Source organism: Rhodovulum marinum, from assembly GCF_004343075.1.
Taxonomy (GTDB): domain Bacteria; phylum Pseudomonadota; class Alphaproteobacteria; order Rhodobacterales; family Rhodobacteraceae; genus Rhodovulum; species Rhodovulum marinum.
On the sequence record NZ_SLXP01000008.1, the window covers coordinates 116,884 to 133,498 of the forward strand.

Annotated in this window: 19 protein-coding genes; 8 read left to right on the forward strand and 11 right to left on the reverse strand. The window is 65.3% G+C overall.

The features are described 5' to 3' along the window. Positions 1-61: 61 nt before the first annotated feature. The 5 genes from EV662_RS13110 (at position 62) to EV662_RS20055 (ending at position 3,917) form a co-directional block, all read left to right on the forward strand. Entirely contained in the window at positions 62-928 is an 867-nt protein-coding gene (locus tag EV662_RS13110; RefSeq protein ID WP_243695851.1) for a peptidylprolyl isomerase, read from the forward strand. Positions 929-983: 55 nt separating this feature from the next. After that, entirely contained in the window at positions 984-1,832 is an 849-nt protein-coding gene (locus EV662_RS13115; RefSeq protein WP_132463205.1) for a peptidylprolyl isomerase, read from the forward strand. 22 nt (positions 1,833-1,854) lie between these two features. Beyond that, entirely contained in the window at positions 1,855-3,243 is a 1,389-nt protein-coding gene (gene argJ, locus EV662_RS13120) for a bifunctional glutamate N-acetyltransferase/amino-acid acetyltransferase ArgJ (RefSeq protein WP_132463208.1), read from the forward strand. After that, positions 3,240-3,638: an 8-oxo-dGTP diphosphatase MutT gene (gene mutT / locus EV662_RS13125; protein ID WP_132463211.1), complete on the forward strand. Its 399-nt coding sequence runs from the start codon at positions 3,240-3,242 to the stop codon at positions 3,636-3,638. Before argJ ends, mutT begins: the two co-directional genes overlap by 4 nt. 144 nt (positions 3,639-3,782) lie before the next feature. After that, positions 3,783-3,917 (forward strand): hypothetical protein, encoded by a 135-nt coding sequence (locus tag EV662_RS20055; protein WP_279533254.1) that lies wholly within the window; start codon positions 3,783-3,785, stop codon positions 3,915-3,917. A 96-nt stretch (positions 3,918-4,013) separates the two neighbouring features. Here EV662_RS20055 and infB read toward each other — a convergent pair whose 3' ends face one another. The 6 genes from infB to pip form a co-directional block, all read right to left on the reverse strand. Further along, entirely contained in the window at positions 4,014-6,497 is a 2,484-nt protein-coding gene (gene infB / locus EV662_RS13130; protein ID WP_132463214.1) for a translation initiation factor IF-2, read from the reverse strand. A gap of 7 nt (positions 6,498-6,504) precedes the next feature. Then, complete coding sequence (locus EV662_RS13135) at positions 6,505-7,125, reverse strand: RNA-binding protein (protein ID WP_132463217.1); 621 nt, start codon at positions 7,123-7,125, stop codon at positions 6,505-6,507. 22 nt (positions 7,126-7,147) lie between these two features. Continuing rightward, complete coding sequence (nusA, locus tag EV662_RS13140) at positions 7,148-8,776, reverse strand: transcription termination factor NusA (protein WP_132463220.1); 1,629 nt, start codon at positions 8,774-8,776, stop codon at positions 7,148-7,150. 3 nt (positions 8,777-8,779) lie between these two features. Then, on the reverse strand, positions 8,780-9,373 hold the full coding sequence (rimP, locus tag EV662_RS13145) for a ribosome maturation factor RimP (RefSeq protein WP_132463223.1): 594 nt from the start codon (positions 9,371-9,373) through the stop codon (positions 8,780-8,782). 144 nt (positions 9,374-9,517) lie between these two features. Next, positions 9,518-10,144, reverse strand: a complete 627-nt coding sequence (locus tag EV662_RS13150) for a class I SAM-dependent methyltransferase (protein ID WP_132463226.1) — start codon at positions 10,142-10,144, stop codon at positions 9,518-9,520. Between the two features lie 3 nt (positions 10,145-10,147). Continuing rightward, on the reverse strand, positions 10,148-11,137 hold the full coding sequence (pip, locus tag EV662_RS13155) for a prolyl aminopeptidase (RefSeq protein ID WP_132463229.1): 990 nt from the start codon (positions 11,135-11,137) through the stop codon (positions 10,148-10,150). Between the two features lie 71 nt (positions 11,138-11,208). On the opposite strand from pip, the gene ubiG reads away from it, so the two are divergent. Beyond that, a complete protein-coding gene (gene ubiG, locus EV662_RS13160; protein WP_132463232.1) occupies positions 11,209-11,955 on the forward strand; it encodes a bifunctional 2-polyprenyl-6-hydroxyphenol methylase/3-demethylubiquinol 3-O-methyltransferase UbiG in 747 nt (248 codons plus the stop codon). On the opposite strand, the gene EV662_RS13165 is transcribed toward ubiG, so the two are convergent. From EV662_RS13165 to EV662_RS13180, 4 genes are read right to left on the reverse strand one after another with little or no spacing between them, the layout of a single operon-like run. After that, entirely contained in the window at positions 11,952-12,344 is a 393-nt protein-coding gene (locus EV662_RS13165) for a MarR family winged helix-turn-helix transcriptional regulator (RefSeq protein ID WP_425057028.1), read from the reverse strand. The two genes, ubiG and EV662_RS13165, sit on opposite strands and share 4 nt — an antisense overlap. A gap of 47 nt (positions 12,345-12,391) precedes the next feature. Then, positions 12,392-13,225 (reverse strand): carbon-nitrogen hydrolase family protein, encoded by an 834-nt coding sequence (locus EV662_RS13170; RefSeq protein ID WP_132463238.1) that lies wholly within the window; start codon positions 13,223-13,225, stop codon positions 12,392-12,394. Between the two features lie 6 nt (positions 13,226-13,231). Continuing rightward, positions 13,232-13,489: a glutaredoxin 3 gene (grxC, locus tag EV662_RS13175; protein WP_132463241.1), complete on the reverse strand. Its 258-nt coding sequence runs from the start codon at positions 13,487-13,489 to the stop codon at positions 13,232-13,234. Between the two features lie 36 nt (positions 13,490-13,525). After that, a complete protein-coding gene (locus EV662_RS13180) occupies positions 13,526-14,251 on the reverse strand; it encodes a ComF family protein (RefSeq protein WP_132463244.1) in 726 nt (241 codons plus the stop codon). A 39-nt stretch (positions 14,252-14,290) separates the two neighbouring features. Between EV662_RS13180 and EV662_RS13185 the strand changes: the two genes are divergently transcribed. Then, on the forward strand, positions 14,291-15,133 hold the full coding sequence (locus tag EV662_RS13185; RefSeq protein ID WP_132463247.1) for a methyltransferase domain-containing protein: 843 nt from the start codon (positions 14,291-14,293) through the stop codon (positions 15,131-15,133). A gap of 73 nt (positions 15,134-15,206) precedes the next feature. Continuing rightward, a complete protein-coding gene (hemH, locus tag EV662_RS13190) occupies positions 15,207-16,298 on the forward strand; it encodes a ferrochelatase (RefSeq protein ID WP_132463250.1) in 1,092 nt (363 codons plus the stop codon). Positions 16,299-16,377: 79 nt separating this feature from the next. On the opposite strand, the gene EV662_RS13195 is transcribed toward hemH, so the two are convergent. Then, complete coding sequence (locus EV662_RS13195; RefSeq protein WP_132463253.1) at positions 16,378-16,557, reverse strand: hypothetical protein; 180 nt, start codon at positions 16,555-16,557, stop codon at positions 16,378-16,380. Positions 16,558-16,615: the final 58 nt, after the last annotated feature.

Consider the following 16,615-nt stretch of genomic DNA (forward strand, 5'->3'; position numbering starts at 1 on the left):
AAGGGGCGGTCAGAATGGTGTCAACGTCGCCCACGCACGCGGCATTAAAGGAGTTGCCCCTATGCCCAAAGCCTCCATGCCGCTTTTTACAGGCGTATTCGTCGCGGGGCTTATGGTCCTACCCGCGCTGGCGCAGGACCAACCGGTGCCGCCCGCGACCGCCCAGACCGTGGTCGCCACGGTAAATGGCACCGATATCACCATGGGCCACATGATCCTGCTGCACAGCCGGCTGCCCGAGGAATATCGCCAGTTGCCCAAACCGGTGCTGTTCCGGGCCATGCTGGACCAGATGGTGCAGCAGACGCTCTTGGCGCAAAGCTTTGACGGAGAGATACCAGCCTTTGTCGAGATGTCTCTGGAAAACGAAAAGCGCGGAATGATCGCCAGCCAAGCCATGCAGCTTGTCATCGAAGAGGCCGTGTCCGAGGACGCGATCGCGGCGCGCTATGCCGCGTTCGTCGCCGGGATAGAGGGACAGCGCGAATTCAACGCCTCGCATATCCTCGTGGACAGCGAACAGGCCGCGCGCGAGGCGATCGCCGAACTGGAAGGCGGCAAGGAATTCGCCGACGTGGCGCGCGAACGGTCCACCGGCCCTTCGGCGCCCAATGGCGGCAATCTCGGCTGGTTCACAACCGGCCAGATGGTGGCGCCCTTCGAGGCGGCGGTTCTGGAGATGGAACCCGGCAAGGTATCCGCACCGGTCGAAACACAATTCGGCTGGCACGTTATCCGCCTGAACGAGGTTCGGACCGCAACAGCACCCACCCTTGACGAGGCGCGCGGGCAAATCGTCGACGAATTGCGATCAAACGCAATCGAGACGCGGCTGCGCGATTTGACCGAATCCGCCCAGATCACCCGCGTGGAACCTGACGAGATCGACACCGACGCCATCGCGGATACCTCACTGCTTCTGGAGTGACGTCCGGCACGCCATGTCCGATGCCGAAGATTCACCTATCCCGAAAGGAGTTTCCATGACCTCATTCGCCCCCAAGGCCATCCTGGCCCTGGCCCTGGCCGCAACCCTTGCCGCCCCGATCTCGGCCGAGGAAGTCGGCCCGGATACCGTCGTGGCGCGGGTCGGCGAAACCGAGATCACGTTGGGCCACATGATCGTGATGCGCGCGCAGTTGCCCCCGGAATACCAGCAACTGGATGACGAGGTGCTGTATCGTGCGGTGCTGGATCAGCTGATCCGGCAAAGCGCGGTGGCCGAAAGCCTTGGCGACAGGCTGTCGCTGGGCGCCCGGCTTGCGCTTGAGAACGAACGGCGGTCCTACGTGGCCGGAGAGGCGTTGGCCCGCATCGCCGAAGAGGCGGTAACCGACGAGGCCGTGCAAAGCGCCTATGAGGCCGCTTATGCCAATGCCGAACCGACCACCGAATATCACGCGGCGCACATCCTGGTCGAAAGCGAGGAAGAGGCGCAGACCATTCTTGCGGAACTGGAGGACGGTGCCGATTTCGCAGAGCTGGCCAAGGAACGGTCGATCGGGCCATCCGGGCCGAATGGCGGCGATCTGGGCTGGTTCTCGACCGGCATGATGGTCAAGCCGTTCGAAGACGTTGTCGTCGGGATGGAGCCCGGCGAGATTTCGGGACCGGTCGAGACCGGGTTCGGCTGGCATGTCATCAAGTTGCACGAAGCTCGGCTGAAGGGGGCGCCGCCGCTTGGGGACGTACGCGACGATCTGGTGCAGCAAATCCAGCGCGACGCGATGGAACAAGCCTTGACGAAATACACAGAAGAGGCCGAGGTCACCGAAACAGAGGTCGAGATCGACCCCGCGATCCTCAAGAATATCGACATGCTCGGGGACTAGGGCACAAGCGGCGGAGTGGCGGATGGCCAAGGCGAAGAAACAGAAGAAGATCGAGAAAAAGGTCGTCAAGGCCCAGGTCAAACCGCTAAAGCGCGAGGTCGCGCGTCTACAGCGGGAACTGGACGCGGCGTCCGCCCTCCTGCCCGACACGCCCGTGAAACCCGTCGGTCCCGCTATCTCGCCGCTGGCGCCGGCAGGCGGGTTCCCGGACCTTCCGGTGATCGCCGGGGCCGAGTTCGCCGCCGCGCAGGCCGGCGTGCGCTACAAGGGCCGGACCGACGTGATGATGGCCCGCCTTGCGCCCGGCAGCGTGGTCGCGGGGGTGTTCACCCGGTCGGCCACTCGATCGGCGCCGGTCCTGGACTGCGAGGCCAAGATCGGGGCCGAGGCCGGGCCACAGCAGGGCGCCGCGATCGTGGTCAATTCGGGCAATTCCAACGCCTTTACCGGCACCGCCGGCGCCGAGGCCGTCGCCGCGATCTGCGCGGCCACCGCCAAGGCCGCGGGCGTGCCCGAGGCGCGGGTCTTTACCAGTTCGACCGGGGTGATCGGGGAACCCTTGCCGCATGAGCGGATCACCGCGGTTCTGGGCGACCTGGCCGCCGATCTGTCGGCCAACGCATTGCCGCAGGCGGCGCGGGCGATCATGACGACCGACACCTTTCCCAAGGGCGCCGGCGCCACGATCGAGATCGACGGCCAGCCGATCCGCATCGCCGGCATCGCCAAGGGCTCGGGGATGATCGCGCCCGACATGGCGACGATGCTGGTCTACATCTTCACCGATGCAAGGATTGCCCGTGCGCCGCTGCAACGCATGCTGGCGCGGCTGACCGACGAAACGTTCAACTGCATCACCGTCGACGGCGATACCTCAACATCGGACACGCTTCTGATCGCCGCCACCGGCAAGTCGAAGGCGCCCGAGATCGCCGATCTGCGCAGCGCCCCGGCCAAGGCGTTCCAGGATGCGCTGCGCGGCGTGATGCTGAACCTCGCCCACCAGGTCGTCCGCGACGGCGAGGGCGCGACGAAATTCGTCGAGATCCGGGTGACCGGCGCGGCAAGCAAGGCCGACGCGCGGACCGTGGCCATGGCCATCGCGAATTCGCCGCTGGTCAAAACGGCCATCGCGGGCGAGGATCCGAACTGGGGCCGGATCGTGATGGCGGTCGGCAAGTCCGGGGCCAAGGCCGACCGTGACACGCTGTCGATCCGGTTCGGCGATATCCTGGTGGCGGAAAAGGGCTGGGTCGCCGAAAGCTATGCCGAGGAAGCGGGCGCGGCCTATATGCGGCGCGACGAACTGGTGATCGGGGTCGACCTGGGCCTGGGTCGGGATGCGGCGACGGTCTGGACCTGTGATCTGACCCACCGCTACATCGACATCAACGCCGATTACCGCTCATGAAGATCGTCCTGGTCGCGGCGGTCGCGCTGGTCGACCCGGACGGGCGTGTGCTGTTGGCCCAGCGCCCCGAGGGCAAGTCGATGGCCGGTCTGTGGGAGTTTCCCGGTGGCAAGGTCGAGCCCGGCGAGACGCCCGAAATCGCGTTGATGCGCGAGCTGAAGGAAGAGCTGGGAATCGACACGTGGTCCAGTTGCCTCGCCCCGCTGACCTTTGCCAGCCATACCTACGACGACTTTCACCTGTTGATGCCGCTGTTCGCCTGCCGCAAATGGCAGGGCCAGCCGCATGGCCACGAAGGACAGGCGCTGAGCTGGGTGCATGTGCGGGAGCTGCGCAAATACCCGATGCCGCCCGCCGATCTGCCGCTGATTCCGGTCCTGCAGGACTGGCTGTAACGGCGGCCGGCGGGGCGGAATTTCGCTTCGGGCATCAGCATTAGGCAAGCTTCCGCTCATGAGTACCCCCTACGGCGAAATTAAATTTCGCGTTGAGCCCTGTGCGCATTACAAAGCCACTGTTTCCAAGCGAGGTACAAACCGATGATCCAGACCATCGTCCTGGGATCCTGCGTATCAGTCCAAGGCGCCTTCGTCGGGCGCCGGCCGGACGGCCGGATCGTCGTGCGCGTGGGCGACCGGCTTTACGAAGGGCTTCCGGTCAATCGGGCTGCCTGACCGGACGACCGGCACTGAAGACTTCAGCCCCCCACCCCGGAAAGACAAAGGGGCGCCAAAAGGGCGCCCCTTGCATTTTTTCACTGGACCCAGCGATCAGTCGAGCGTGCGCTCGACCTCCTGGCGTTCGAAAATCTCGATCACATCGCCCGGGCGAATGTCGTCGTAGTTTTCGAAGGCCATGCCGCATTCCTGGCCCGACTGGACCTCGGCGACCTCGTCCTTGAAGCGTTTCAGTGTCTTCAGGGTGCCCTCGTGGATCACCACGTCGTCGCGCAGCAGACGCACACCCGCCGACCGGCGTGCCACACCTTCGGTGACCAGGCAGCCCGCGACCTTGCCGACACCCGAGACCTTGAAGACCTCCTTGATCTGAGCGTAGCCGATGAAGGTTTCGCGAATTTCCGCCGACAGCAGGCCCGAAGCCGCCGCCTTCACGTCATCCACCAAGTCATAGATCACGCTGTAATAGCGAATCTCGACGCCCTTCTGGTTGGCCGCGTTCCGCGCCGGCGCGTTGGCCCGCACGTTGAAGCCCATGATCGGCGCGCCCGATGCCTCGGCCAGGCCCACGTCGGTTTCGGTAATCGCACCGACACCGGCATGCAGCACGCGCACGCGCACCTCTTCGTTGCCGATCTTTTCCATGGCCTGAACGATCGCCTCGGCAGAACCCTGCACGTCGGCCTTGACCAGGATCGGAAGCTCGGCGACGTTCTCGTCCTCCTTGGCCTTGGCCATCAGCTGTTCCAGCGTGGTGGCGGCGCCGGCGGCGGCACGTTTCTCTTTCGCCTTCGCCTCGCGGTATTCGGCGATCTCGCGGGCCTGCGCCTCGGTCTCGACCACGTTCAGAACGTCGCCCGCTTCGGGCGTGCCATTCAGGCCCAGCACTTCGACCGGGACGGAGGGTCCCGCCTCGTCGACACGGTCGCCCTTGTCGTTGATCAGCGCGCGGACCTTGCCCCACTGTTCGCCGACGACGAAGATGTCGCCCTTTTTCAGGGTGCCCTTCTGCACGAGGACGGTGGCGACGGGGCCGCGGCCCACGTCAAGCTGTGCCTCGATCACCGCGCCTTCGGCGGCCCGGTTCGGGTTCGTCTTGAGTTCCAGGATCTCGGCCTGAAGCGCGATCGCCTCCAGCAACTCGTCCAGGCCCTGGCCGGTGACGGCCGACACCTCGACATCCTGCACATCGCCGGACATCTTCTCGACGACGATCTCGTGGTGCAGCAGGTCGGTGCGCACCTTGTCGGGATTCGCCGCCGGCTTGTCGATCTTGTTGATCGCCACGATCATCGGCACGCCGGCCGCCTTGGCATGGTTGATCGCCTCGACCGTCTGCGGCATCACAGCGTCGTCCGCGGCCACCACAAGCACCACGATGTCAGTGACATGGGCACCGCGCGCCCGCATCGAAGTAAAGGCCGCGTGGCCCGGCGTGTCCAGGAAGGTCAGCGTCGTACCACTATCGGTTCTGACCTGGTAGGCGCCGATATGCTGGGTGATACCGCCGGCTTCGCCCGCGACGACCTTGGCGTCTCGGATCGCATCCAGCAACGAGGTCTTGCCGTGGTCGACATGGCCCATGATCGTGATGACCGGCGGGCGCGGTTCCAAGTCTTCGGCCTTGTCCTCGACGGTGGCGATCACGTCCTCGACATCGGCATCGGACACGCGCTGCACGCGGTGACCGAATTCCTCGATGATCAGTTCCGCGGTGTCGGCATCGATGGTCTGGTTCTGGGTGACCATCATGCCGTTCTGCATAAGCGCCTTGACCACGTCGGCCACGCGCTCGGCCATCCGGTTGGCGAGTTCGGACACGACGATCTGTTCCGGCAGCTGCACGTCACGTACGACCTTTTCGCGCGCTTCGCCCCCGCCCATCGCCTTTTGGCGCATGCGCTCCTGCTTGCGCTTCATCGCGGCAAGCGAACGCTGCCGGCCACCTTCGCCGCCGGTCAGCGCCTGGCTGACGGTCAGCTTGCCGGACCGGCGGTTGTCGGTCTTTCCCTTGCTCCGGGTCTGGCGCTCTTCGGGGCGATCACGCTCGCGGTCGACCTTGCGCGGCGCCGGCTTGGCACCGCCCTTGGCGGCCTCGGGGTCCGCCGGCGCGGCGGGCGCCTCGGCGGCCTTGTCGGCCTCGGCGGCTTCCTTGCGCTTGCGCTCTTCCTCGGCGGCCTTGCGCTTGGCGGCCTCCTCGATCTCGCGCTGCTCGCGCTCCTTGGCCTCGGCTTCCTCGCGGCGGCGCTGGCGCTCTTCCTCGCGCTGGCGTTCCTCGGCCTCGCGCTGCGCAGCCTCGTCGGCCTCACGTGCCTTGGCGGCCTGCAAAGCCTTGAGGCGGCGTTCCATCTCGGCATCGGAAATCCCGGCCGGACGTCTGGACGGATCGCCGCCCGACACGCCTGCAGAGGCGCCCCCGCCGGATTTCGCGGCACCGGGTTTGGGCACGACGACGCGCTTGCGCTTCGTCTCGACCACGACGTTCTTGGTACGGCCATGGCTGAAGCTCTGCTTCACCTGGCCGGACCGAGAGCCGCCACGCAAACCCAGTGTCTTCTTGCCGTCAGTATCGCTCATTCGGTCTTCAACCCTTTCCGGGGGTCTCTCCCCCGATCTTCTTGCGGACGCCCGAAAGCTTGGCGGCATCCTCTACTACACGTTCCGTGAGTCCGCCAGCCGCAAGCGCGCCATGTATCACATGTTCCCGGCCGAAAGCCAAACCCAATTCCCGGGCGGTCAGAAAGCCGATATAGGCATCCGGTTCATCCGGCGGGCGCAGCTTGGTCTTGCCCCGCGCCGACCCGTCGACAGCCTGAATCAAAACCCGGGCCTCGCCGCTGTCCAGCCAGCCCCGCACCTTTTCATAGCCCGCGACGGCCTGACCCGCCTTACGGGCCAGCGAAAGCCCCTCGACCACCCGGCGCAAAAGCCCCGCCTCGACCTGGTCCACCAGGTCCGCGGGCACCGTCACCGCGCGTTTCGCAGCGCGAGCGAACAACCTCTTGCGAACCGCCAGCTCCAGCGCGTCACGATCGGCGGCCACCCAGATGCCGCGGCCCGGCAGCTTGCCCAGCAGGTCGGGCACGATCCGGTCGTCCGGCCCGACCACGAAACGGATCAGGCCCGCCTTGGGCTGCACCTCCCCCGTGGCGATGCAGCGCCGCTCGGGGTCGGTCGCGGGGTTTCGGGCTCCACCTCGGGCCATGACCATCGCCCGGGCCTGGCGATCAGGCCCCGGCCTCCTCTTCACCCTCGGCGGCGTCTTCGGCCTCGTCTTTCGCCGCTTCATCCTCCAGCTCCGACGGGTCGACCCAGCCCAACAACACACGCGCGGTCATCACCAGGGTCTGCGCCTCTTCCAGCGAGACGTCGAACTTCTCGAGAATGCCCTCGTCCTTGACGCGCTCGCCGTCGACCGTGGTCCAGCCGCCAGCCAGCTCCCAGTCGGCGCAGGTGGCGAAGTCTTCCAGCGTCTTGACGCCATCCTCGGCCAGCGCCTCGATCATTTGGGGCGTCAGACCCTCGAATTCAACCAGGCTGTCCTCGACACCCAGTTCGCGGGCATGTTCCAGGGCCTTGCGGTTCATCTCTTCAAGGCAATCGCGGGCACGCGCCTGAAGTTCGTTCGCGGTGTCCTCGTCCACCCCGTCGATCACCAAAAGCTCGTCGACGTCGACATAGGCGACCTCTTCGAGATTGGTGAAGCCTTCGGACACCAGCAGCTGGGCGAAGAACTCGTCCAGGTCCAGCGTGTCCATGAACAGCTTGGTGCGTTCCTCGAACTCGGCCTGGCGGCGCGCGCTTTCCTCGGCCTCTGTCATGATGTCGATATCGAGCCCGGTCAACTGGCTGGCCAACCGCACGTTCTGCCCGCGCCGCCCGATTGCCAGAGAAAGCTGATCGTCTGGCACAACCACCTCGATCTTGCCGGCCTCTTCGTCGATGACGACCTTGGACACCTCGGCGGGTTGCAGCGCATTGACCAGGAAGGTGGCCTGATCCTCGTTCCACGGGATGATGTCGATCTTTTCGCCCTGCAGTTCGTTCACCACGGCCTGCACGCGGCTGCCGCGCATGCCGACGCAGGCGCCGACGGGGTCGATCGAATTGTCATAGGAAATGACCCCGATCTTGGCGCGCGAGCCCGGGTCGCGGGCCACGGCCTTGATCTCGATGATGCCGTCGTAGATTTCCGGCACTTCCATCTTGAAGAGTTCCGCCATGAACTCGGGCGCGGTGCGCGACAGGAACACCTGCGGGCCGCGCGTCTCGCGGCGGACATCCTTGATATAACAGCGGATGCGGTCGTTCGGGCGATAGCTTTCGCGGCCGATCTTCTCGTTGCGGCGCAGGATGCCCTCGCCCCGGCCGATATCGACGATGACGTTGCCGTATTCCTCGCGCTTGACCTGGCCGTTGATGATCGTGCCGACGCGGTCCTTGAATTCCTCGAACTGGCGGTCGCGCTCGGCCTCGCGGACCTTCTGCAGGATCACCTGCTTGGCCGATTGCGCGGCGATCCGGCCCATCTCGACGGGCGGCACCTCGTCGACGATGGTATCGCCGACCTTGGGTTCGGCCAGATACTGTTTCGCCTGCTCGACGGTCAGTTCGGCCTGATAGTTTTCCAGTTCGTCATCCGGCACGACCGTGCGCACGCGGGTAAAGGTGGCCCGCCCCGTCTTGCGGTCGATGGACACCCGGATGTCCATTTCCGAGCCATAACGCGACTTGGCGGCCCGAGCGAGGGACTCTTCCATCGCCTGCACGACCAGGTCGGGGTCGATCATCTTTTCCCGCGCCACCGCCTCGGCGGTCTGCAGCAGTTCCAGCTGGTTGGCAGAGGTAATCGCCATGTCTCAGTCCTCCTGGTCGACGGAACACTCGTCCGTCTCGATCTGGTCAAATTCGGTCTCGTCGATCAGGCCCGCATCCTTGCGCGCCTTCAGCATCTCGCGGATCAGCTCGTCGGTCAGCACCAGCTTGGCATCCGACAGCCAGTCGAAGTCCAGCCCGATGGTGACCGGCTTTCCATCCGGCCCCTCGATCTCGATCAGCACCTCGCCATCCTCGACACCCGCCAGCGCGCCCTTGAACCGGCGCCGGCCGTCGATCAGTTCGGTGGTCTCCAGCTTCGCCTCGTGGCCGTTCCAGGTCTCGAAGTCCTTGAGCCGGGTCAAGGGCCGGTCGATGCCCGGGCTGGACACTTCCAGCGTATAGGCGTCCTCGATCGGATCCTCGACATCCAGAACGGCCGAGATCGCCGTGGAAATCTCGGCGCATTCGTCGACCTCGATCCCGCCCTCGGGGCGTTCGGCCATGACCTGCAGCGTCTTGGTCTTGCCACCCATCAGCCGGACGCGCACCAGTTCATAGCCCAGCCCCTCGATCACGGGGGTCAGGATCTCGGCCAGGCGGCGGTCGATGGCGGTTTTGGCGACAAGGTCGGACATGGGCGTTCCAGACACAAAAAAACGGGCCAACGGCCCGTGCGAAATTCACCGGTGGAGGCTCGGGGGTGGAGGCCGAACCGCCGCTGTTGAACGCGATATAGGGGGATGCGCCCGAATCTGCAAGGAGATTGTGCCGCGCGCCCGTTACTCGCCTTTTCGGGCGATCAGGAACAACGCGGATTTTCCGCCGGATGGCAGCCATTCGTGTTCGATAGTGAATCCGGCGGCCCGGATCTCGGACTTCAGCCGATCCTCGGTCAGGAAATGGAACAACGGCAACAGGCGCAAGGCATGGCCGGTCTTGAGGATCGCGCGGAACAGCCAGGGCGCCCGCGCCGCGCATGCCGTCGAGGACACGAAGGCACCGCCCGGCCGCAACATGTCATGGACGCGGGCCAGCGCCGCGTGGCGGTCCCTGAGCAGGTGCAGGACATTATGCGCCATCACCATGTCATAAGGGCCGTCCGCCTCGGGCATATCCTCCAGGTTGGCCACGTCGAAACGCACATTGGTCACGCCCTCGGCCGCGGCCTTCTCGCGCGCGATCTCGATCATGTTCACGGAACAGTCGATGGCGGTGACGTGCCCCGCGTCGGCGGCATGCCGCAACGCGGTCGTCCCGGTGCCGCAGCCGAATTCGAACACCCGCGCATCGGGCGTCAGGTAGTCCTTGGTCAGGCGCAACTTGCGTTCATAGGCCTCGGGGTCGCGCACAGGCATTCGCGAATAGCGCCGTGCGAGGCGGTCCCAGAAACGAACGTTCACACTCATCTATCACAGCCCCAATGCGCTTGCCTGCCGCTGCACGCCCCGCATGGTGCGCACCAGTTCGGCACTGATCCCCGGCTCGGACAGGGCGTGCCCGGCCAACGGCACCATCTTCAATTCGGCCCGGCTCCAGCGCTCGGCCAACCGCCACGCCGAGGCGGGCGGACAAACCATGTCATAGCGGCCCTGCACGATGGTCGCCGGGATATGCGAGATCAGCGGCACGTCCTGCAGGATCTGGCCGTCGCGATCCAGGAAACCCGCGTTCTGGAAATAGTGGTTTTCCAGCCGTGCAAAGGCGCGGGCATAATCGGCAGGCGCCTCGCCCATCGGGCCATCATGGTCGATCGAGGCCAGCGCGTTTTCCCACGCGGCCCAGGCGCGGGCATAGCGGGTCTCCAGCATCAGATCGCCCGAGAACAACCGCCGGTGATAAGCCCCGATCATGTCGTGGCGTTCGTCCTGCGGGACCAGGTCGGCGAACCGGCCCCAGAGATCGGGCCAGAACTGCCCGGCGCCACCGCCATAGAACCAGTCAAGCTCGGCCTGGGTCATCAGGAACACGCCGCGCAACGCCAGATAGGCCACCCGGTCGGGATGCGCCTGGGCGTAAACCAGCGCCAGAGTCGCGCCCCAGCTGCCACCGAACAGCACCCAGCGGTCGATGCCCAGCGCTTTGCGGATCAGCTCGATATCGCTGACGAGGTGCCAGGTCGTGTTGGCCGATACGCTGGCATGGGGCCGCGACCGCCCGCAGCCGCGCTGATCGAACAGCACCACGCGGAATTCCTCGGGGTCGAAATAGCGCCGCATCGCCGGGCTGCAGCCGCCGCCGGGGCCACCATGCAGCACCACCACGGGGATACCCTTGGGGTGACCACATTGTTCGACATAGATCCGGTGGCCATCGCCCACGTCCAGCATCCGCTGGTCAAACGGATCGACCGGCGGGTAAAGAAGTTGCGATGCGCGCTTTTGGCCTGCGGATTTGTCCATGAGCCGCCTATATAACGCGTGAGCGTCACACCCCAAGGGTGTGCAGACAGAAGACAGGAACGGAGCGCCCGATGCAAGCTGCCGAGACGACCGTAGACCCTTCCGAAGTGGCGAAATTCGAGGCGATGGCCGCCGAATGGTGGGATCCGAACGGCAAGTTCAAGCCGCTGCACATGCTGAACCCGTGCCGCCTGGACTATATCACGCGGCAGATCGCCGCGGAATTCGACCGCGACCTGTCCGACGAAGCACCCTTTGCGGGGCTGCGTTTGCTGGATATCGGCTGCGGCGGCGGCTTGCTGGCCGAGCCGATGGCACGGCTTGGCGCCGAAGTGGTCGGCGCGGACGCCGCCCCGCGCAATATTCCCGTGGCCCGCATCCATGCCGAACAATCGGGTCTGAACATCGATTATCGCCACACCACCGCCGAGGCGCTGGCCGCGGCGGGCGAACAGTTCGACGTCGTGTTGAACATGGAGGTGGTCGAGCACGTGTCCGACCCGTTGAGCTATCTGACCGCATGCCGCCAGTTGCTGAAACCCGGCGGGCTGCACATCTGTTCGACCATTAACCGCAACGCCAAAAGCTTTGCCATGGCGATCGTGGGGGCGGAGTACGTGATGCGCTGGCTGCCCAAGGGCACGCATGAATGGTCGAAATTCATCACGCCCGACGAACTGTGCCACCTGATGGAACAGGCCGGGCTCAAACCGGTGGACCGCACGGGTTTCGTGTTCAACCCGCTGACCTGGGGTTGGTCACTGTCCAGCCGCGATTTGTCGGTGAACTATGTCACCGCATCGGTGAAGCCCGCCTAGCGGCGGCCCTCCAGCTTTTGCCGCAGCAACCGCAGAACCGGCAGCGCCGCACGCAGCCGGTCCTCGCCGATATCGGCGACGGCCTCTGCCAGCACCGGGGCGATGGCCTGTATCGCCACCTCGCGCGCCGACCGGCCCGAGGGGCTGATGGAGACCATCTTGCGCCGCGCATCGTCCCAGTCGGGGCGGATATGCACATGCCCCGCCCAGTCCAGCCGATTCAGCGTGTTGGTCATCGCGCCGCGCGTGACATGGAAGGTCGCGGCCAGTTGGGCCGGCGTGCGTTCCTCGTTGATCCGCGCCAGATGGTTCAGAACCGAGAAGTGGCTAAGTTCCATTCCCTTGGGCAACGCGCGGGCAATCCGGTTTCGCGCCAGCTGATCGGCCATGAAGATCTCGCTGAACAACGTCACGGCCAGGCTGTCGCCGATCTCGGTCACGTGGGCGGCGCGAAGGGCCGGTCATGGGTGATCGAAGGCACGCGGGCCCGGGCGCGCGCCACCTCTTCGCGGTCGATGTCGACATAGGTGATGCCGGGGCCGTCGCCGCCATCGGCCAACACCTCGCCCCAGGGCGCGATCGCCAACGAATGGCCATGGGTGCGGCGCGGGCGCCCCTCGGTCGCGGGATGCAACCCGCATTGTGCCGGCGCCAGCACGTAACAACCGGTTTCGATCGCGCGAGCCCGCAACAGCGTTTCCCAATGCGCCTTTCCCGTAACCGGCGAGAACGCGGCCGGCACGGTCAGGATCTCGGCCCCGGCATGGGCGAGCGCGCGGTAAAGATGTGGAAACCGCAGGTCATAGCAGATCGAAAGCCCAAGCGTTCCGAACGGCGTGTCAGCCACGACCGCGCGGTCGCCGGGCCGGTAGCCTTCCGACTCGCGGTAGCTTTCGGTCTCGGTGATCTGGACGTCGAACATGTGGATCTTGTCATAACGCGCCGCGATGGACCCGTCCGGCGCAACCAGGAACGACCGATTGGCGAACCGCCCGTCCGGGTCGTGGGTTTTTAGCCCCAGCGACCCGATCAACAGCCAGATACGCGCAGTCACCGCCTCTTGCCGCAGGGCCGACAGCATGGCGTCGTCTTCCTCGTAAGAAAGCAGTTCCTGCTGCCGGGACCGGCTTGAGGACAGGCAATTCGTCACCTCGGGCGTCAGGATGAACTGCGCTCCGCTCGCCGCCGCCTCGCGCACCATCTCGCAGGCGGGGGCGATATTGTCCGCGGGGGTGTCGCCCGATGTCATCTGGATCAGGGCCGCGCGCATCGTCCCCTAATCCGCCAGCAGGGGATCGAGCTTGCCCGACCGTTCCAACGCATACAATTCGTCGCAGCCGCCGACATGGGTTTCACCGATGAAGATTTGCGGCACCGTGTGGCGGCCATGGGCGCGCGCCATCATCTGCTGGCGCAATTTCGGCTGCGTCCCGACATCGATTTCCGAATAGCTGACGCCCTTCTGGTCCAGCAGCCGCTTGGCCGCGTGGCAATAGCCGCAAAAGGGCGATGTATAGATTTCTACCGCTTGCATGATCCTTCTTCCTTGGCTCGCGCGCACTATAGGCGATCACGACGCTTTCGCAACGCGGGCCAGGACCAGCACGCGCACCTCTTCGGCTCCGGCGGCCAGGCAGGCTTCGGCCGCGGTGGACAGTGTCGCGCCCGAGGTCATCACGTCGTCGATCAACAGCACCGTCCGGCCCCGCAGCCTTTCGCGATAACGGGCCTGGACGGCGATGGCACCGGCCAGATTGGCAAAGCGTTCCTCGGGCCCCATGCCGTCCTGCACCTTGGTCTTGCGGATACGCACCAGAAGGTCGGGCCAATGTGCGAAACCCGCGCGTTCCGCCACGCCCTGCGACAACAGGGCCGACTGGTTGAACCGGCGCGAAACCAGGCGCCAGCGGTGCAGGGGAATCGGCGCGACCACCATGCCCGGCGACAGGATCGGACGGCCCGCACGCAGCATCCAGTCGGCGGCAGGGCGGGCCAGTTCGGTTCGATCGCCATGTTTGAAGGCCAGCACCATCGAGCGCGCCTTTTCGCGATACAACATCGCGGCCCGCCCCCGCGCCCAGGGGCGCGGCCTTGCCAGGCAGTCGTCGCAATATTCCGGTTCGCCCGCGTCCTCGCCCGGCAGGGGCGTGCCACAACAATCGCAGACCAGCCCCGCGATGAAATCCATCTGGCCCCAGCAACTTGCGCAAAGCGCGAAGTCGCGGTCCACCATGTCCCCGCAAGAGACGCAGCGCGGCGGGTAGATCAAACGCAGCGCGCTTTGAAACATGCCCATGCACCCCCTACATTGCCCAAGCCAAGTGCCGGAGACCCGATGCAACGCCCACCCGACCTGACCGACCGCCCGGCGCTGACGCGCCATCGTGCCCGCGCCCGCCGGGCCCCGGAACCGTTCCTGCACAGGCTGGCGGCGGACGAGATTAAGGAAAGGGTCACCGAGGTTAACAGAACCTTTACGGCACCCGCCGTGGTCACCGGTTTTCCTGACCCGTGGCGCCAATGCTTTTCGGGCGCAAAGATCGTTGCTGATTCCGAAACATTGGACCTGGCACCCGGAGCACACGATCTTGTGATCCACGGGCTGTGCCTGCATTGGGCCAACGACCCGGTGGGCCAGTTGGTCCAGTGCCGCCGGGCGCTGCGCCCCGACGGGCTTTTCCTGGGCGTTCTGTTTGGCGGGCGAAGCCTGCATGAACTGCGCACAGCCCTGGCCGAGGCAGAGGCGGCGTTGACCGGCGGGCTGTCACCGCGGGTGTTGCCGATGGGCGAGATCCGCGATCTTGGCAGTTTGCTTCAACGCGCCGGATTCGCCCTGCCGGTGGCCGATTCCGTAACCCAGACAATCAGCTATCAGACCCCGTTCCACCTGATGCGCGACCTGCGCGCCATGGGCGAGACCAATGCGCTGGCCGCGCGCCATCGCCGCACCCCGCCCCGCGCGCTTTTTGCCGAGGCAGCGCGGCGCTATGCCGAAAGCCATGCCGGGCCGGATGGCCGCATCCCGGCAACCGCCGAGATGATCTACCTTGCAGGGTGGAGCCCGTCGGACACGCAACCCAGGGCCCTGCGCCCCGGGTCGGCCCGCACCCGGTTGGCCGAGGCGCTGGGCACAACCGAGCGCGGATTTTCCGACCGAAACGGTCGGGGAGTTGATTGACCCCCGGCGAAATCTGTTTATGTCCTTGAGGAATTCTAAGTTGCAGTCCGACAGAAACCCCGGAAAAGACGCGATGTTCGACTCCAATCAAGACGGGAGCAAGGCCGGCTCGTCCCTTGCCGCCGCCCAGCGCCCGGCGCACGCCCCGGACGACCACCCGAAGATTCCGCCCGAACGGGTAGGGGTTCTGCTTGCCAACCTCGGTACGCCGGACAACTACGACTACTGGTCGATGCGGCGTTACCTGAACGAATTCCTGTCGGACAAGCGGGTGATCGACTATTCGCCCTGGATCTGGCAACCGATCCTGCAACTCGTGGTGCTGACCAAGCGACCGTTCGCGTCTGGCGAAGCCTACAAGTCGATCTGGAACCACGAGGCGGGCGAAAGCCCCCTGATGACGATCACGAAGTCGCAGACCGCCAAGATCCGCGAGACTTTGGCCGAGGCGTTCGGCGACCGGGTCGAAGTGGATTTCTGCATGCGCTACGGCAACCCCTCGACCCAGTCGAAGGTGCGCGAGATGGCGGACAAGGGCTGTCGAAAGATCCTGTTCTTCCCGCTTTATCCGCAATATTCGGGCACCACGTCGGCCACGGCAAACGACCACTTCTTCCGCGCCCTGATGGAAGAGAAGTGGCAGCCGCAGGTGCGCACGGTACCCGCCTATTTCGACAACCCGGCCTATGTCGAGGCGCTGGCCGCCTCGGTCGAGCGCGCCTATGCCGCGATGGAAAACAAACCCGACGTGCTGGTCTGTTCCTACCACGGCGTACCCACGCGCTATCTGATGGAGGGCGACCCCTATCATTGCCAGTGCGTCAAGACGACCCGACTGTTGAAAGAGAAGCTGGGCTGGGCCGATGACCGGATCACGACCACCTTCCAGTCGCGGTTCGGCCCCGAGGAATGGCTTCAGCCCTATACGGTGGAAGAGGTCGCCCGTCTTGCCGAACAGGGCATGAAGCGGATTGCGGTGATCGCCCCCGCATTCTCGGCCGACTGCATCGAGACGCTGGAAGAGATCAACGAGGAAATCCGCGAAAGCTTTGAAGAGGCCGGCGGCGAAGAGTTCACCTATATCCCCTGCCTCAACGACGACGAAGGCCATATCGGGGCGTTGTGCGACGTGATCCGAACCCATCTCAAGGGGTGGGTGGATTGACGCCTGCCGACGGGGCACATCGACAAAAGAAAAAGGCGGTGGGTGACCACCGCCTTTTTCGTTTCAAGCCTGTCGAAGCTTAGTCCGCAACGGCGGCCGCGATCAGGATCAGCGCCAGGAGCGGAACGAGGATGCCACCGGCCGAGGACGAGGTGTCTTCGACGATGATTTCCGGCTCCATCATCGGCTCCGAGTAGCCACCGGCGAAAGCGGCGGACGCGGCGACCGAAACGGCGGCGGCAAGGGCGATCTTCTTCATGTGTCTCTCCTAATAACAGCACGGGACGGATTCTCCCGCCCGTCGCATGCATGTTAAA

Excerpts from the sequence above, each read along its gene's own strand:
- hemH (WP_132463250.1), top strand. The coding sequence starts at position 15,207 with ATGTTCGACTCCAATCAAGACGGGAGCAAGGCCGGCTCGTCCCTTGCC.
- EV662_RS13180 (WP_132463244.1), bottom strand. The coding sequence starts at position 14,251 with ATGGGCATGTTTCAAAGCGCGCTGCGTTTGATCTACCCGCCGCGCTGC.
- EV662_RS13185 (WP_132463247.1), top strand. The coding sequence starts at position 14,291 with ATGCAACGCCCACCCGACCTGACCGACCGCCCGGCGCTGACGCGCCAT.
- EV662_RS13170 (WP_132463238.1), bottom strand. The coding sequence starts at position 13,225 with ATGCGCGCGGCCCTGATCCAGATGACATCGGGCGACACCCCCGCGGAC.
- argJ (WP_132463208.1), top strand. The coding sequence starts at position 1,855 with ATGGCCAAGGCGAAGAAACAGAAGAAGATCGAGAAAAAGGTCGTCAAG.
- EV662_RS13150 (WP_132463226.1), bottom strand. The coding sequence starts at position 10,144 with ATGAGTGTGAACGTTCGTTTCTGGGACCGCCTCGCACGGCGCTATTCG.
- nusA (WP_132463220.1), bottom strand. The coding sequence starts at position 8,776 with ATGGCGATTACCTCTGCCAACCAGCTGGAACTGCTGCAGACCGCCGAG.
- EV662_RS13110 (WP_243695851.1), top strand. The coding sequence starts at position 62 with ATGCCCAAAGCCTCCATGCCGCTTTTTACAGGCGTATTCGTCGCGGGG.
- EV662_RS13115 (WP_132463205.1), top strand. The coding sequence starts at position 984 with ATGACCTCATTCGCCCCCAAGGCCATCCTGGCCCTGGCCCTGGCCGCA.
- rimP (WP_132463223.1), bottom strand. The coding sequence starts at position 9,373 with ATGTCCGACCTTGTCGCCAAAACCGCCATCGACCGCCGCCTGGCCGAG.
- EV662_RS13135 (WP_132463217.1), bottom strand. The coding sequence starts at position 7,125 with ATGGCCCGAGGTGGAGCCCGAAACCCCGCGACCGACCCCGAGCGGCGC.
- grxC (WP_132463241.1), bottom strand. The coding sequence starts at position 13,489 with ATGCAAGCGGTAGAAATCTATACATCGCCCTTTTGCGGCTATTGCCAC.
- infB (WP_132463214.1), bottom strand. The coding sequence starts at position 6,497 with ATGAGCGATACTGACGGCAAGAAGACACTGGGTTTGCGTGGCGGCTCT.
- EV662_RS20055 (WP_279533254.1), top strand. The coding sequence starts at position 3,783 with ATGATCCAGACCATCGTCCTGGGATCCTGCGTATCAGTCCAAGGCGCC.
- EV662_RS13165 (WP_425057028.1), bottom strand. The coding sequence starts at position 12,344 with ATGGCCGATCAGCTGGCGCGAAACCGGATTGCCCGCGCGTTGCCCAAG.
- mutT (WP_132463211.1), top strand. The coding sequence starts at position 3,240 with ATGAAGATCGTCCTGGTCGCGGCGGTCGCGCTGGTCGACCCGGACGGG.
- EV662_RS13195 (WP_132463253.1), bottom strand. The coding sequence starts at position 16,557 with ATGAAGAAGATCGCCCTTGCCGCCGCCGTTTCGGTCGCCGCGTCCGCC.
- pip (WP_132463229.1), bottom strand. The coding sequence starts at position 11,137 with ATGGACAAATCCGCAGGCCAAAAGCGCGCATCGCAACTTCTTTACCCG.
- ubiG (WP_132463232.1), top strand. The coding sequence starts at position 11,209 with ATGCAAGCTGCCGAGACGACCGTAGACCCTTCCGAAGTGGCGAAATTC.